The sequence below is a fragment of the Protofrankia sp. Cas8 genome (genome assembly GCF_963555845.1).
Taxonomy (GTDB): domain Bacteria; phylum Actinomycetota; class Actinomycetes; order Frankiales; family Frankiaceae; genus Protofrankia.
Genome location: NZ_CAUVXI010000004.1, coordinates 11909 through 26610, shown reverse-complemented (window position 1 = coordinate 26610; position 14702 = coordinate 11909). Strand labels below are relative to the sequence as shown.

The 14702-nt window shown below is 69.5% G+C and carries 16 protein-coding genes; 13 read left to right on the top strand and 3 right to left on the bottom strand.

Annotation, left to right across the window (positions count from 1 at the left end; genetic code table 11):
• Positions 1-3 precede the first annotated feature (3 nt).
• From nifE to U9977_RS01555, 12 genes are read left to right on the top strand one after another with little or no spacing between them, the layout of a single operon-like run.
• Positions 4-1443 carry a nitrogenase iron-molybdenum cofactor biosynthesis protein NifE gene (nifE, locus tag U9977_RS01610; RefSeq protein WP_322747339.1) on the top strand — a complete coding sequence of 480 codons (1440 nt, stop codon included), beginning with the start codon at positions 4-6 and terminating at the stop codon, positions 1441-1443.
• Positions 1443-2837 carry a nitrogenase iron-molybdenum cofactor biosynthesis protein NifN gene (gene nifN / locus U9977_RS01605; protein ID WP_322747338.1) on the top strand — a complete coding sequence of 465 codons (1395 nt, stop codon included), beginning with the start codon at positions 1443-1445 and terminating at the stop codon, positions 2835-2837. Before nifE ends, nifN begins: the two co-directional genes overlap by 1 nt.
• 1 nt (position 2838) lies before the next feature.
• Complete coding sequence (gene nifX / locus U9977_RS01600; RefSeq protein WP_322747337.1) at positions 2839-3237, top strand: nitrogen fixation protein NifX; 399 nt, start codon at positions 2839-2841, stop codon at positions 3235-3237.
• Positions 3234-3713, top strand: coding sequence for a NifX-associated nitrogen fixation protein (locus tag U9977_RS01595; protein WP_322747336.1), 480 nt, complete (start codon positions 3234-3236; stop codon positions 3711-3713). Before nifX ends, U9977_RS01595 begins: the two co-directional genes overlap by 4 nt.
• Positions 3700-3909, top strand: coding sequence for a CCE_0567 family metalloprotein (locus U9977_RS01590; RefSeq protein WP_322747335.1), 210 nt, complete (start codon positions 3700-3702; stop codon positions 3907-3909). Before U9977_RS01595 ends, U9977_RS01590 begins: the two co-directional genes overlap by 14 nt.
• On the top strand, positions 3906-4298 hold the full coding sequence (gene nifW, locus U9977_RS01585; protein WP_416210441.1) for a nitrogenase-stabilizing/protective protein NifW: 393 nt from the start codon (positions 3906-3908) through the stop codon (positions 4296-4298). Before U9977_RS01590 ends, nifW begins: the two co-directional genes overlap by 4 nt.
• Positions 4295-4597 carry a nitrogen fixation protein NifZ gene (locus tag U9977_RS01580; RefSeq protein ID WP_322747334.1) on the top strand — a complete coding sequence of 101 codons (303 nt, stop codon included), beginning with the start codon at positions 4295-4297 and terminating at the stop codon, positions 4595-4597. The genes nifW and U9977_RS01580 overlap by 4 nt, the downstream gene beginning before the upstream one ends.
• A complete protein-coding gene (gene nifB / locus U9977_RS01575) occupies positions 4594-6180 on the top strand; it encodes a nitrogenase cofactor biosynthesis protein NifB (RefSeq protein WP_322747333.1) in 1587 nt (528 codons plus the stop codon). The genes U9977_RS01580 and nifB overlap by 4 nt, the downstream gene beginning before the upstream one ends.
• 2 nt (positions 6181-6182) lie before the next feature.
• A complete protein-coding gene (locus U9977_RS01570; RefSeq protein ID WP_322747332.1) occupies positions 6183-6770 on the top strand; it encodes an iron-sulfur cluster assembly accessory protein in 588 nt (195 codons plus the stop codon).
• Positions 6771-6800: 30 nt separating this feature from the next.
• Positions 6801-7397 carry an iron-sulfur cluster assembly accessory protein gene (locus U9977_RS01565; RefSeq protein WP_322747331.1) on the top strand — a complete coding sequence of 199 codons (597 nt, stop codon included), beginning with the start codon at positions 6801-6803 and terminating at the stop codon, positions 7395-7397.
• A gap of 38 nt (positions 7398-7435) precedes the next feature.
• A complete protein-coding gene (locus U9977_RS01560; RefSeq protein ID WP_322747330.1) occupies positions 7436-8269 on the top strand; it encodes a HesA/MoeB/ThiF family protein in 834 nt (277 codons plus the stop codon).
• 5 nt (positions 8270-8274) lie between these two features.
• Positions 8275-9423, top strand: a complete 1149-nt coding sequence (locus tag U9977_RS01555) for a cysteine desulfurase family protein (RefSeq protein ID WP_322747329.1) — start codon at positions 8275-8277, stop codon at positions 9421-9423.
• Between the two features lie 103 nt (positions 9424-9526).
• On the opposite strand, the gene U9977_RS01550 is transcribed toward U9977_RS01555, so the two are convergent.
• From U9977_RS01550 to U9977_RS01540, 3 genes are read right to left on the bottom strand one after another with little or no spacing between them, the layout of a single operon-like run.
• Positions 9527-10084: an RNA 2'-phosphotransferase gene (locus U9977_RS01550; protein ID WP_322747328.1), complete on the bottom strand. Its 558-nt coding sequence runs from the start codon at positions 10082-10084 to the stop codon at positions 9527-9529.
• Positions 10085-10133: 49 nt separating this feature from the next.
• Complete coding sequence (locus U9977_RS01545) at positions 10134-12152, bottom strand: NAD-binding protein (RefSeq protein WP_322747327.1); 2019 nt, start codon at positions 12150-12152, stop codon at positions 10134-10136.
• Positions 12149-12379, bottom strand: coding sequence for a hypothetical protein (locus U9977_RS01540; protein WP_322747326.1), 231 nt, complete (start codon positions 12377-12379; stop codon positions 12149-12151). The genes U9977_RS01545 and U9977_RS01540 overlap by 4 nt, the downstream gene beginning before the upstream one ends.
• Before the next feature lie 33 nt (positions 12380-12412).
• Between U9977_RS01540 and U9977_RS01535 the strand changes: the two genes are divergently transcribed.
• The gene (locus tag U9977_RS01535) at positions 12413-14638 is read left to right on the top strand and encodes an ATP-dependent RecD-like DNA helicase (protein ID WP_322747325.1); all 2226 of its coding nucleotides are present in this window, start codon (positions 12413-12415) and stop codon (positions 14636-14638) included.
• Positions 14639-14702: the final 64 nt, after the last annotated feature.

Sequence of the window (14702 nt, the reverse complement as noted above, 5' to 3'; positions counted from 1 at the left end):
GAGATGGCTGCCCTGACCCGCGGCACGCTCGCGACAGTCCCGCTGTTCGACGAGCCGGCATGCGATCACAACCGCACCAAGGACCTCGCGACGCGAAAGGCGGGATGCCCGAAACCCAAGCCGGGCGGTACCGCCGGCGGCTGCGCGTTCGACGGTGCGATGATCACGTTGGTGCCCATCGCCGACGTCGCCCACGTGGTGCACGGGCCGATCGGATGTGCCGGCAACTCGTGGGACGGTCGGGGCAGCCTCTCTTCCGGTCCGACGCTGTACCGGCGCGGCTTCGCCACCGACGTCGGTGAACAGGAGGTGGTGTTCGGCGGGGAACAGCGCCTCTACGACACCGTCGTCGAGGCCGCCCGACGCCACCGTCCAGCCGCGGTCTTCGTGTACTCCACCTGCGTCACGGCGATGATCGGCGACGACATCGACGCGGTGTGCGCGGCGGCGGCGACCGTGACCGGGGTACCCGTCGTCCCGGTGCACGCGCCCGGCTTCGCCGGCAGCAAGAACTTCGGCAACCGCCTCGCCGGTGCGGCCCTGCTGGAACACGTGATCGGCACGGTCGAACCGGCGTTCACCACCCCCTACGATGTCAACCTGATCGGCGAGTACAACATCGCCGGCGAGTTGTGGGATGTCACCCCGGTGCTGGCCACACTCGGTATCCGGGTGCTGGCGAGCATCAGCGGGGATGCCCGCTACGCCGAGGTCGCCGCCGCTCATCGGGCCCGGGCGACGATGGTCGTCTGCTCGCGCGCACTGCTGTCGCTGGCCCGCGGGCTGGAAGACCGCTACGGCATCCCGTGGTTCGAAGGCAGCTTCTACGGCCTGCGGGCGATGGCTGACACGCTGCGTGGGTTCGCCGGCCTCCTCGGTGATGACGAGCTCGTCTGGCGCGCCAACGAGCTCATCGCCGCGCAGGAGGCCGGCGTCGCGGCGGCACTCGCCCCCTACCGGGAGCGCCTGGCCGGGGCCCGCGCAGTGCTCTACACCGGCGGCGTCAAGAGCTGGTCACTCGTCTCGGCACTGCAGGACCTCGGGGTGGAGGTCGTTGCCTCCGGAGCGACGAAGAGCACCGACGACGATGTCGACAAGATCACAGCGTTGCTCGGCCCGGACGGTCATGTGATCAAAGACGGGAACCCGACCGAGCTGCTGCGCATCGTCCGCGAGACCCAGGCCGACATCCTCATCGCGGGTGGGCGTAACCAGTACACCGCGCTCAAGGGCAGGCTGCCGTTCCTCGACGTCAACCAGGAACGCCAGCACGCCTTCGCCGGCTACGCCGGAATGGTCGAGCTGGCTCGCCGTCTCGACCTGGCGCTGTCCAGCCCGATCTGGGAGCAGGTTCGCGCGCCGGCCCCGTGGGACCGGCCCGCCGCCCCTGAGAACACCGAGAACACCGAGAACGCCGAGAACACCGAGAACGGGGCCTCCTGATGGCACGCGTGGTGCCCGGCGCCACCGGCGCGGCGTTCGATCCGCTCAAGCACAGCCAGCCCCTCGGCGGCGCCCTGGTCTTTTTGGGCCTGGCCCGCTCGATACCGCTGCTGCACGGCGCCCAGGGCTGCACGGCCTTTGCCAAGGCCCTGCTGACCCGGCACTTCCGCGAGCCGATTCCGCTGCAGACCACGGCGGTCACCGAGGTCAGCGCCGTGCTCGGTGCGTCCGACTCGGTCATCGCCGCGTTGGACACGATCAGTGAGCGTAACCACCCGGATGTGATCGGGGTCCTGACCACCGGCATGACCGAGGTCAACGGCGAGGACCTGCTCGGTGTCCTGCGGACCTCGCCGTACGGGCCGGCGGTGCCAGCCGGGCCGGCCGCCGGGCACCCCCTGGTCGTCCCGGTGTCCACGCCGGACTTCCGCGGCGGGCTGTCCGATGGCTGGTCGGCCGCGCTGGAGGCCCTGGTCGGTGCCGTCCCCGGCGCCGGAACGGCACCGACCAGGCATCGGCAGGTGGCGGTGCTGGTCGGCCCGTCGTTGTCCGCCGTCGACCTCGACGAGATCGCCGGGCTGGTGCGGGCGTTCGGGCTCGACCCCGTGCTCGTCCCGGACCTGTCCGGCTCCCTGGACGGCCATCTCGACGAGGCCTGGTCGCCGCTGACCACGGGTGGGACGAGCAGGTCGGACCTGTTCGGGCTCACCGCCTCGGGCGCGGTGACGGTGATCGGCGCGACCGCCGCCGGCGCGGGTGCGGCGCTGGCCGCCCGCGCCGGCGGCCGTGCAGCCCTGACCGTGCACGATCATCTCAGCGGGTTGGAGATGGTCGACCGGCTGGTGCGCATCCTGATGGATCACAGCGGCGTGCCCGCGCCCGAGCCGGTCCGCCGGTGGCGGCGTCGGCTCGCCGACGGCCTGCTCGACAGCCATTTCGTGCTCGGTGGCGCGCGGATCGCGCTGGCCGGTGAGCCCGAGCAGCTCGTCGCGGTGGGCTCGCTCCTCTACGACGCCGGCGCTGAGATCGTCGCGGCGGTGTCCCCGACCGACGCCCCGGTGCTCGGCCGGGCGCCATGGGACGAGGTGGTCGTCGGTGACTTCCTCGATCTCGCCGAGCGGGCCGCCGCCGCCGGTGCCGAGCTTGTCGTGGCATCCAGTCACGGACGCGAGGTGGCCGACCGGATCGGCGCGGCACACCTGGCCCTGGGTTTCCCCGTGTACGACCGTCTCGGCGCGCAGCTGCGGGCCACCGCGGGTTACCGCGGCAGTCTCCAGTTGCTCGTCGACACGGCCAACTGCCTTCTTGATCATCGCTCCGGCCGGCGTCCCGAGCCGGGGCGTGAACCTTCTGCGACCCGGTCCAGCAGGCGTTATGAGGATATGAGGAGTTGACGTGCTGAAAGTCGCATTCGCCACGAGTGACGGCAGCGCCGTCGACCAGCATTTCGGTGTGTGTCGTCGGTTCGACGTGTACGAGGTCTCGGCGACCGCGGCCGAGCGGGTGGAGACGCGTACGCTGCCCCCCGCCGATGACGACGAGGACAGCAAGATCGAAAGTCGGCTGGCGGCGGTGGCCGACTGCTCGATCCTGCACGTCTGCGCGATCGGCGGGTCCGCTGCAGCCCGGGTGGTGAAGGCCAAGGTCCATCCGGTGAAGACCGAGTCGGACACCCGGGTGATCGATCTGATCGAGCGGTTGCAAGGTGTCCTTGCCGGGAATCCGCCGCCGTGGCTGCGCAAGGTGATGCGCCAGCACTCACCGGGTCTGGCGCCCAACTGGACCCCCCGATGAGCGGCCCCACCGGCGCTGGAGGTGCGCCGAGCGTGATCGCCGGCAGCGGCTTCCTGCGTGACCTGGTCGACCAGCTGCGGGCCGGCGACACCTACGGACAGTTCGACCGGCTCGGTGTCGAGAAGTTGCTCGGCCCGTTCGTGCTCACCGCGGCGCGGCGGCGCGAGCTCGCAATCACCTGCGACATCGATCCGGCGACCGAGGGGCGACTGCGTACCTACTACCAGGCGGTCGCGGCTGGTATCGAGAAGGTGACCGGTCAGGTCACCGGCTACGTGCTGGACCTCAGCCACGAGGGCTTCGGTCGGATCATCGTGTTCGTCGGCCGCCTCGTGGTCATCTCCGACGTCCTGCGTGACGCCCATCGGTTCGGCTTCGACTCCATTGATCATCTGGCCGAGCGTGGCGAGGCGCTGGTACGCGCCGGCGCCGCCCTGGCCGGCGCCCACCCGGAGGTGGCCCGTGACGACTCCTGACGAGATCCCCCATCTGCAGACGAAGCTGAAGAAACTCAACAGCCTCGCCACCCGCTTGAAACTCGATCTGCACGACCTGGCCGAGGACCTGCCGATCGGCTGGGAACAGATCCTGGAGACGGCCACCGCCACGTACAACACCTATGTCGAGATCAACCGACTGGAACACGAACTGGCAAAGGTGGATGCCCGGTGAGCGCCCGCCCGCCGGTGCCGCCCGTGGCGCCGGACACCGACCGGTTGGCGGACTTCCGCCGTGCCGAGACCGCCGAGGAGTACTTCGAAACCCTCGACGTTCCTTACGACCCGCGGGTGGTTGCCGTCAACCGGCTGCACATCCTGCGGCACTTCGCCGCGGCGGTGGCCCGGATCGACGCCGACCCGGCCCTGCCGGCCGCCCGCATCGCCGCCTATCGAACGGCGCTCGTGGACGCCCATGAGGTGTTCACCACCGCCGGGGCGCTGGACCACCGTCTGTTCAAGGTCCTGGCCGACCGTGCCCCCCAGGCGTTCGTCGCCCTGGCTGCCGTCACCGTCGAGTCAGCTGTCGAGTCAGCTGTCGAGTCCCCGGAGAGTGTGCGATGAGAGCCGCGTTCGACATCGGTGACGAGGTGAGCGCCGTCAAGGCGTTGCGTAACGACGGGACCTACCCCGAGCCCGGCGTCGCTGTCGGCGACGTGCTGGTCGACGCCGGATCAGTCGGTCACGTTCGCGGCGTCGGGCTCTACCTGCAGGAGCACATCGTCTACGCGGTCGCGTTCACCAACGGCCGGGTCGTGGGCTGCCTGGAGAAAGAGCTCAGCCCGGCGACGGTCGCCGCAGGTCATGAGACCCGTCATGAGACCCGTCACGAGGCGTGTCACGAAGGAGGTGAACCAGCATGACCGAGGGTTCCATTCCGCTGCCGGTGCTGTCCTCTGCGCGGGCCACGCAGCAGGCTGCCGGCGAGGCGGTGGCTCCCGCCGGCGGGTGCGCGTCGACCAAGGGTTGCGGGAGCAGCGCCACCGGACTCGACCCGGAGATCGCCGAGAAGATCGCGAACCATCCCTGTTACAGCCAGGAGGCGCACCAGTACTACGCCCGGATGCACGTCCCGGTCGCGCCCGGCTGCAACATCCAGTGCAACTACTGCAACCGCAAGTACGACTGCTCCAACGAGAGCCGGCCCGGTGTCACCAGCCGGCTGCTGTCGCCGGAGGAGGCGCTCGCCAAGGTCAAGCGGGTTGCCAGCGAGATCAAGCAGATGAGCGTGCTCGGCGTGGCCGGGCCCGGTGAACCGCTGGCGAACGCCGGCCGTACCTTGCGCACGATGGAAATGGTGGCCCGGGACTGCCCGGACATCAAACTCTGCGTGTCCACCAACGGGCTCACCCTCGTCGATCACGTCGATCGCATCGAACAGCTCGGCATCGACCACGTGACGATCACCATCAACATGACCGACCCTGAGATCGGGGCGCGGATCTACCCGTGGGTGCTGTACCGGGGCAAGCGGCACACCGGCCGGGAGGCATCGAAGATCCTTTCGGACCGGCAGCTGGCGGGGCTCGCCGCACTGACCGAACGCAAGATCCTCTGCAAGGTCAACTCGGTGATGATCCCCGGTGTCAACGACGACCACCTGGTCGAGGTCTCCCGCACCGTCCGGGGCATGGGTGCGTTCCTGCACAACGTGATGCCGCTGGTGTCCGCACCCGAGCACGGCACCCACTACGGCCTGACCGGGCAGCGCGGCCCCACCCCGACGGAGCTCCAGGCTCTGCAGGACCGCTGCGCGGGCGACGACGGCGCCGAGATGAACATGATGCGCCACTGCCGCCAGTGCCGGGCCGACGCGGTCGGGCTGCTGGGTGAGGACCGCAGCGAGGAGTTCGGCCCGGAGACCTACCTCAACGGCGAGGTCACCTACGACCTTGCCGGGCGCCAGCAGGCACACGCCGCGATCGAGCGTTGGCGCACTGACGTCCGGGCCACCCGCGAGGAGCTGCGGATCTCCGCGGACGGCATCGCCAAGCCGGCACGGACCGTCCTGATCGCTGTCGCCACCAAGGGCGGCGGCGTGGTCAACCAGCACTTCGGCCACGCCGAGGAGTTCTGGGTCTACGAGGCGGGTGAGAACTGGGCCCGCCTGGTCGGCACCCGCAGCGTCGCGCGTTACTGCGAGGGCCCGTCTGAGTGTGATGCGGACGAGTCGGTGCTCGACAAGACCGTGCGGCTGCTGTCGGACTGTGCTGCCGTGCTGTGCAGCAAGATCGGCAATGGGCCGCGGGAGGCACTGATCGCTGCCGGGATCGACGCCGTCGAGTGTTACGACCTCATCGACTCCGCCGTTGCAGCCCAGGGCGCGCGGCTGGCTGCTGCGACGCCGTCGCAATCCCTGACCGGGCCGGGCGGGTCGCCCGAGCCGGGCCAAGAGCCGGTGGCGGCGCGGTCGATGATCGCCAGCCGCCTCGCAGCGGAGGTATGATCATGATCAGTAAGTTGCAGGTTGTTCTCACCGAGCGCGCGGGCGACCAGGTGCGTGCCCTGCTCGCCCGCGACGATGCGACCGCCGGCTACGGCCTGCGGGTCGGTGCGCAGCCCGGTGGATGTTCGGGCTACACCTACAGCCTGGCGCTTGCGCCCGCCGCCGAAAAGGGGGATGTCATCGTTCGCCAGGACGGGTTCGACGTGCTCGTGGACTCGGCCTCGGCCTCGATCGTCCACGGTGTCCGTATCGACTATGTCGAGTCGCTGACCTCGTCGGGTTTCGTCTTCTCCAACCCCAACGCGTCGGACCCCTGCTCATGCGGGTCGTCGTTCGCCGCGCCGGAGCGCAACGGGAACGAGGATGCACTGTGGCAGCAGGTCGAGGATGCGATGGCGCTGATCCGCCCGTTCCTGCAGCGTGACGGCGGGGACGTTTCGGTGCTCGATGTCACCGGTGGAGTCGTGTCGGTGCGGCTGACCGGCGCCTGCGGAGGGTGTTCCTCCGCGTTGGACACGCTCGCGGGCGTCATCGAACGTCAGTTGAAGGAATCGGTGCCCGCGGTCGAGCGAGTCGTCCTCGCCCCCTGACCGCGCCTGGACGTATCGGGAGATGGACCAGTGAGTATCGCGATCAGTTTCACCGACCGGGCGGCGGACAAGGTGCGCGCGCTGCTCGACCGCGCGGGGACGGCATGCGCATCGGGTCTGCGGATCTGTGTCGACACGTCCGGCAACTGCGCCGGTCACCGTTATCGGCTCACGGTCGTGCCGGCACCGGCGGACGGTGATGTCGTCACCCGCGTCGGGGATTTCGAGGTGTTCGTCCCCGCCGACGCGACGGATCAGTTCGACGGCATGCGTATCGACTACACTGAGTCGTTGATGTCGTCCGGCTTCACCTTCTACAATCCGAACACGCGCAGCAGTTGCCTGTGTGGCCCTTCGTTCGTACCCCCGGTCCAGCCTGACGGGGTGGAGACGTCGCTGTTGCAGAAGGCGAACGTGGCAATCCAGTACATCCGACCGCATCTGCAGCTCGTCGGACGGGACGCGTCCGTCGTCGGGGTCGCCGACGGTGTGGTCTCGGTCCGGCTGACCGGTGCGGGCCTCGAGCGCGAGGCCGAGATGATCGCGCTGGTGCGGACGGTCGAGCAACAGCTGCGGGAGGCCGTTCCCGACATCAGCCGGGTCGTGCCCGCGGCCGTGAGCCGATAGCGCGGCCGGGAACGGCGGCCGGGAATATGGGTGGGGACATGCAGCGCTTTGCACGTCAACTGACACTGGATGGTTTCGGCGGACCGGGACAGGAGCGACTGTGCGCGGCGACGGTGCTTGTGGCGGGGGTGGGTGGGGTGGGCGGCGCCGTAGCCACCTATCTCGCCGCGGCTGGCGTCGGGCGGCTGGTCCTCGTGCATCCCGGCGCCCTCGAGATACCCGACCTCAACCGACAGACGCTTATGCGACCCGACCGGGTCGGTGATCCGCGGGTGGCCTGCGCCGCCGACACACTGCGGGTCCACTATCCCGACGTCACGGTCGAGGAGTGGGACCGCGACCTGTTCGACCCGCATATGCCCGGTCTCGTCGCCGGTTCGGACGTGGTGGTCGACGCCCGCCACAACTTCCCCGAACGTTTCCGGATCAACCGGATGTGCCTGGACCTGGGTGTGCCGCTGGTCTTCGCGGCGATGAACACCACCGAGGCCCAACTGCTCACGGTCGTGCCGGGCGGGCCGTGCCTGCGCTGCGTGTTCGCCGACGGGGACCCGCAGTGGGACCCGCTCGGCTTCCCGGTGCTCGGCGCGGTCGCCGGCACCGTGGGGTGCCTGGCGGCCATGGAAGTGATCAAAACGGTCGCCCGGTTCGGCGAGAGGTTGACCGCCAAGCTGCTCGCCTTCGACCTGTGGGACATGGATTTCCGCTCGTTCGCCGTGACCCGTGACCCGGACTGCGTCGACTGCGGGGCGCACCGGTCGGAGGTGTACCAGATGCACCGCCGTGAGCCGACCCCGATCGGGGCCGGTCTGGCCGGTCTGGCCGGTCTGGCCGGTCTGGCCGGCCTGTGTGGCAACGACGATCCACGCTGACGACGATGATCTATTTTGACCACAACGCCACCACACCGGTCGACCCGCGGGTGCTGGCCGCGATGCTGCCGCTGTTCGCCGAGCAGTGTGCGAACGCCTCCAGCGGTCACGTCGCGGGCCGGGCGGTCGCTCGGCTCGTCGAGCAGGCTCGGGGGCAGGTCGCGGCGCTGGTGGGGGCGAACCGGCGCAACGTCGTGTTCACCAGCGGAGCCACCGAGGCGGTCAATCTCGCGATCCGCGGCGTCCTGGCCGGCGCCGGGTCCCCCCGTCGGCGCATCCTGGTGGCGGCCACCGAGCACAAGGCCGTCCTGGCCGCGGCTGCGCAGGCCGTGAGCATCCACGGGGGCACGGTCGGGTTGGTCCGGGTGCTGCCCGACGGCACCCCGGATCTCGACCACCTCGCCGCATCGCTGTCATCGGATGTCGTGCTGGTCGCCGTCATGGCGGCCAACAGCGAGACCGGCGCGATCGCGGACGTCGGGCGGGCCGCCCAGCTCGCGCACGGCGCCGGCGCCCTGTTCCTCTGCGACGTCACGCAGGCCGCAGGCAAGATCCCGGTGGCGCTGGACGCCGGCGAGATCGACCTCGCGGTGCTGAGCGCACACAAGATCTACGGCCCCAAGGGGGTCGGCGCGCTTCTGGCCAGCCGGCGCCTGCAGGCCCGCCTGACGCCGCTGATCGTCGGCGGGGGTCAGGAACGCGGCCTGCGCAGTGGCACGATCAACAGCGCCGGCATCGTCGGATTCGGCCAGGCCGCGACGATCGCCGCGGCGGAACTGGCTGCCGATGCCGATCGCCTGCGCCGCCTGACCGCGCTGCTGCACCATCTGCTTACCGAGAAACTCGACGGCGTCGCGCTCAACGGCCCGACCGTCACCCGGTTGCCGAACACCCTGAACCTGCGGTTCGTCGACGCTGACGCCGACGCGGTCATGACAGCCATGCCGCAGGTGGCAGTATCGGCGGGCAGTGCCTGCCAGGGGTCGAGTACCGAACCGTCCCATGTGCTGACGGCAATGGGCCTGGGTACCACTGCCGCGTCCCAGAGCCTGCGTTTCAGTCTCGGTCGCCCCTCCACCGCCGAGGAGGTGCAGGCCGCGGTCGGCCATGTCGTCTCCGCCGTCGAGCACGTCCGCGCTCTGGGCGCTGCTTGAGGGGGCGGTGGTTTCGGTCATTCTGACAACCGATTTCACCTACCGCTGCGCAGGCGGAGCCGGAGGGGGCGGTGGTTTCGGTCATTCTGACAACCGATTTCACCTACCGCTGCGCGGGTAGAACGTCGAGGAAGCCGGGCGGTACGTGGCTGGCCAGCCAGACACCGTTGGCGCTGCGCCGGAACCGGTGGCCGGCCTGGTGCATCGCGCCCGAGTCGACGGTGAGGATGACCGGTTGGCCCCGGCGGGCGCCGACCCGTCCCGCCGTATCCGAATCAGCCGACAGATGGACGTCGTGGCGTCCCATCGGGCGGAGCCCCTCCCGACGGATCGCGGGCAGGAAGGACCCGATCGTGCCGTGATAAAGCACCTCTGGCGGCGGCGTCGCCGCCAGACCGAGCTCCACCCGCACGGAATGGCCCTGATTGGCACGGATGTGCAGCCCGGCGTCGTCGACAGCGAAACGTTGCTTGTCGCTTGTCGCCACGACCTCGTCGAGCTCGGCCCGGCTGATCGGGAAACCGGACCGGGCGCAGGCGTCGAGTAGATCGGTGACGGGTGTCCACCCCGCGCTGTCGAGAACAATGCCGATGGCATCGGGCGCGTGCCGCAGATGGCGGGACAGGTAGCGCGACACCCGCTCCGCGCGGCGCGCAGTCATATCTACCATAAGGTCCAGACTATCCGAGTCATGGGCCGAGTACCCGCGGTCAGGATCGGACGCGGGGTGCCTGGTTCCGGCTGACGGTGTCGATGATCTGTGCGGTCGGGCCGACGACCAGGACCTCGTCACCTGGCTGAAGCCGGGTGTGGCGGGTGGGCCGGTAGTTGGGGGCCCGGTCGGGGGTGCCGTCGTGCTCGGATGAGGTGGCGATCGCGAGCAGCCGGGTCCCGGTCGACAGCTCCTGCAGGGTCGGGCCGTCCAGGCCACCGCCGGCGACCACGGTGATCCGCGCGACCAGGAAGGGCTCACGGTCGACGTAGAAGGTGCTCACCACCTCGTAGTCGAGGGCGGCGCCGACAAACCACGGGGTGGCCAGGGCGGACGCGCTGCGGGCGGTGTGGATGGCGAACCTGCGTTCGGCTTCGTCGGCAAGTGTCGTGTCGAAGATGCGCAGCACCACCCGCAACCCGGGCTCGCCATTGCCATCGCCATTGCCATCAGATCCGGGGGCGCGGGTTCGCGCCGGGTCGATCCCCGACCGGAGCCCCCGGCGTCCGCGTCCCGGCCGGTGCGGTCGACGGCCAGCGCGACGACGGTCCGCGTGATGATCGTTGAATGCTTCCCGCGCGGAGAGCACAGCCTCCAGGTTCGCCACGTCGTCGCTGGTCAGTGCGGCGAGGGTGGTGGCCCGGGCGAGTCCGGCCTCCATCAGGGTCGCGCGGACGGTGGCGTCACCGAACACGACCGGCACCTTGAGGTCGCGGACCACCGAAAGGAAGCGGTTGTTCGCATCTCTTTCGACGATCACGACGTCCCGCCCGGCGGCGACGAGGCCTTCCACGGTGGCCAGCCCCACCGAACCGAGCCCGCAGACGATGACGTGGTCACGCACGGTCGTGGCACGCCCGTGGCCGATTGTCCGTTCCAGCCGGCGGCTGATGATCACATTGGTGATGAACGCGTACACGATCGCGATGGACAGCGCACCGAGGAGGATCAGGGCGATGCCGAATGCCTGTAACCAGGATGCCGCCGCACCGAAGCTGAAGTCGCCGTAGCCGACGGTGGCCATGGTGGTGACGGTCAGATAGAACGCGTCGAGAGGGCCGAAGTCCGCCGGCGCGGCCGGATCGTTGTCGGCATAGGTCAGGCTCAGCACCAACGTGCCGATGGTCATGATGGTCAGAACCGCGCCGAGGGCGAGCCGGAACGGCCGGTCGAACTCGGCCGCAGTGGTCACGGCGAGGTCCCGGATCCAGGCGTGCGGGCGGCGGCGGCGGCCTGCCCGGCCTGCCCGGCCTGCCCGGCCTGCCCGGCCCGACGGTGGGTCGGTGCGGTGTGCCGACAGGTTCGCCAGCGCGTTGACGTCATGCACGCTGCTCACTCGGACGCCGTTGTCGGCGAAGTCCGCCAGCCTGCCGAGCAGGGCGATGTGGTCGCCGGGGGTGACACCGGTATCGCGGCTCGGACATACCTCCACCTGCCGCGCACCCGGTCTGCGCAGCGCCACCGGTGTCAGATTGCCGAAGACCTGCCGGAACGCCCCGGCTGTGCGGACCGGGACGTCCACCACCGTGAAGATCTCCGATCCGAGCCGGAACGCATGCCGGACGTCGGAGCGGATACAGGCCTCGACGAAGCTGTGGCCGGCCTTCTCCGCGAGGTTCAGCACGCGCACGCTGGGCAGCGCCGCGCCGAGCTGATCGCCGAGCGGGGCATTGGTGACCCGCACGACAAGGCGCAGCTCGGGTGCGATCTCGGTGGCGACCAGCGCCGTCTCAAGATTGTCGAGATCGATGTCATGGCAGGCGATCAGCGCCATCGCGCCTGCGATCGACGCCTGCCGCAGCGCGTCCCCCGTATGTGCCGAGTCGGCCAGGACGGGGATCCCCCACCGCTCAAGGCGGCGGCGCAGCGGACCGACGTCGCGTCTCTCGATGACGACGACGGCCACCCCCGCGGTGTGGAGCTGCTCGGCGATCCGGAAACCCAGCTCGTTCAACCCGCAGACGATGACATGCCCGGAGACGATCTGGCTGAACGCATGGCCGGACACGACCCTCACCACACCTCCGCCTGGACTCTCGACCCGGCCGTTCTGGCCGCAGTATGCCGTCCCTGTGCCCGGTTGCGCTCCGACCCGACCGTGCGGACCTCGACCGTGCGGACCTCGACCGTGCGGACCTCGACCGTGCGGACCGGCGGGTGGCTGCACCGGCGTTCGCCGTCCGGGCATACTGCGTGGCGACGACGGACGGAGTCGGTGGCACCCGCGTGAGCGGGCGCGGTCATGGGCGTGCCCACGGGACGGGAGAACCACTCGGGATGCCAGCGGTGGAGCCGTGGCATGGATCGGTGCTGGACGCGGTGTTGGAACGGATCACCTATGCCAACGAGGAGACCGGTTACACCGTCGCCCGTGTCGACACCGGTCGGTCCGGTGACCTGATCACGGTAGTGGGCGCGCTGCTGGGTGCACAGCCTGGCGAGGCATTACGCATGCGCGGCCGATGGGGCTCGCACCCGCAGTACGGTAAGCAGTTTCATGTCGAGGATTACACGACGGTGCTGCCGGCCACGGTTGCGGGTATCCGCCGCTATCTCGGTTCGGGGCTCATCAAGGGAATCGGGCCGAAGCTCGCCGAGCGGATAGTCGAGCATTTCGGGGTCGCCGCACTGGACGTCATCGAACAGGAGCCCGAACGGCTGATCGAGGTTCCCAAACTCGGACCCAAACGCACGAAGGCGATCGCGGCCGCCTGGGAGGAACAGAAGTCGATCAAGGAGGTGATGGTTTTCCTCCAGGGTGTAGGGGTGTCCACGTCACTGGCGGTGCGAATCTTCAAGCAGTACGCCGACCGCTCCATCGACGTGGTGCGCACCGAGCCGTACCGGCTGGCAACCGATGTGTGGGGAATAGGTTTCCGGACGGCGGACACGATCGCCAAGGCCGTCGGGATTCCCCATGACAGCCCGCAGCGCATCAAGGCTGGTCTTGCGTTCACCTTGTCCGAGGCCACCGGGGACGGCAACTGCTTCCTGCCCGAACACCAGTTGATCGCCGAGGCGATAAAGATCCTGCAGGTCGACACCGGAGCGGTGATCGAGTGCCTGGGCGAGCTCGTGGCGGAGGACGGCGTTGTCCGCGAGGAGATCCCCGGGGAGGACCCGGCCGAGCCGATCGCCGCGATCTATCTGGTTCCCTTCCACCGTGCGGAGATTTCCCTGGCGGGCCAGCTGCTGCGGCTGTTGCGGACGCAGCGCGACGCGATGCCGTCCTTCGTCGAGGTCGACTGGGACGCCGCCCTGGCCTGGCTGCGGGACCGGACCCGGGCTGAGCTCGCGCCGGCGCAGGTGGCGGCGGTGAAACTGGCCCTGACCGAGAAGGTCGCCGTGCTCACCGGCGGACCCGGGTGCGGCAAGAGCTTCACCGTGCGCTCGGTGGTCACCCTGGCCCGCGCCAAGGGCGCGAAGGTCGTGCTCGCCGCGCCGACCGGCCGGGCCGCCAAGCGGCTCACCGAGCTGACCGGGCACGAGGCGGCCACCGTGCACCGGCTGTTGGAACTGCGACCGGGCGGGGACGCGGCCTACAACCGCGACCGCCCGTTGGACGCCGATCTCGTCGTCGTTGACGAGGCGTCCATGCTGGATCTTCTGCTGGCCAACAAGCTCGCCAAGGCGGTCGCACCCGGGGCGCATCTGCTCCTGGTCGGGGATGTCGACCAGCTGCCGTCCGTCGGCGCCGGCGAGGTCCTGCGTGATCTGCTGGCCGACGGCACGCCTATTCCGCACGTGCGGCTCACCCAGATCTTCCGCCAGGCGCAGGAGTCCGGTGTCGTGACCAACGCGCACCGCATCAACAAGGGAGATCATCCGCTGGTACGCGGTCTGTCCGACTTCTTCTACTTCGCCGCGGACGAAGCGGAGGATGCCGCGCAGCTGACCGTCGACGTCGTGGCCCGCCGCATTCCGCTGAAGTTCGGGCTCGACCCGCGCCGGGACGTGCAGGTGCTCGCGCCGATGCACCGCGGCCCGGCCGGGGCCGGCGCGCTGAACGTCCTGCTGCAGGAGGCTCTGACGCCGTCGCGTCCGGATCTGCCCGAACGCCGGGTCGGCGGGCGGGTCTTCCGGATCGGGGACAAGGTGACCCAAATCCGCAATAACTATGACAAGGGCGCCAATGGCGTCTTTAATGGAACTGTCGGGGTGGTGACCGCACTCGACCCCGACGAACAGAAGCTCACGATGCGTACAGACGAGGAGGAGGACGTCGACTACGAGTTCACCGAACTCGACGAACTCGCGCATGCCTATGCCGTGACCATCCACCGGTCGCAGGGTAGTGAGTACCCGGCGGTGGTCATCCCGGTCACCACGAGCGCGTGGATGATGTTGCAGCGGAACCTGCTCTACACCGCGGTCACCCGGGCGCGCAGGTTGGTGGTCCTGGTCGGGTCACGCCGGGCGATCGGGCAGGCTGTCCGCACGGTGAGCGCCGGGCGCCGCCACACCGCTCTCGACCATCGGCTACGGGCACCCGACGGGTACTGAAGACCTGGTAGGCGTGTGCAAGGAGCCGGAAAGCGGTTCGTATCCTTAACCGTCGGTGGAGAGC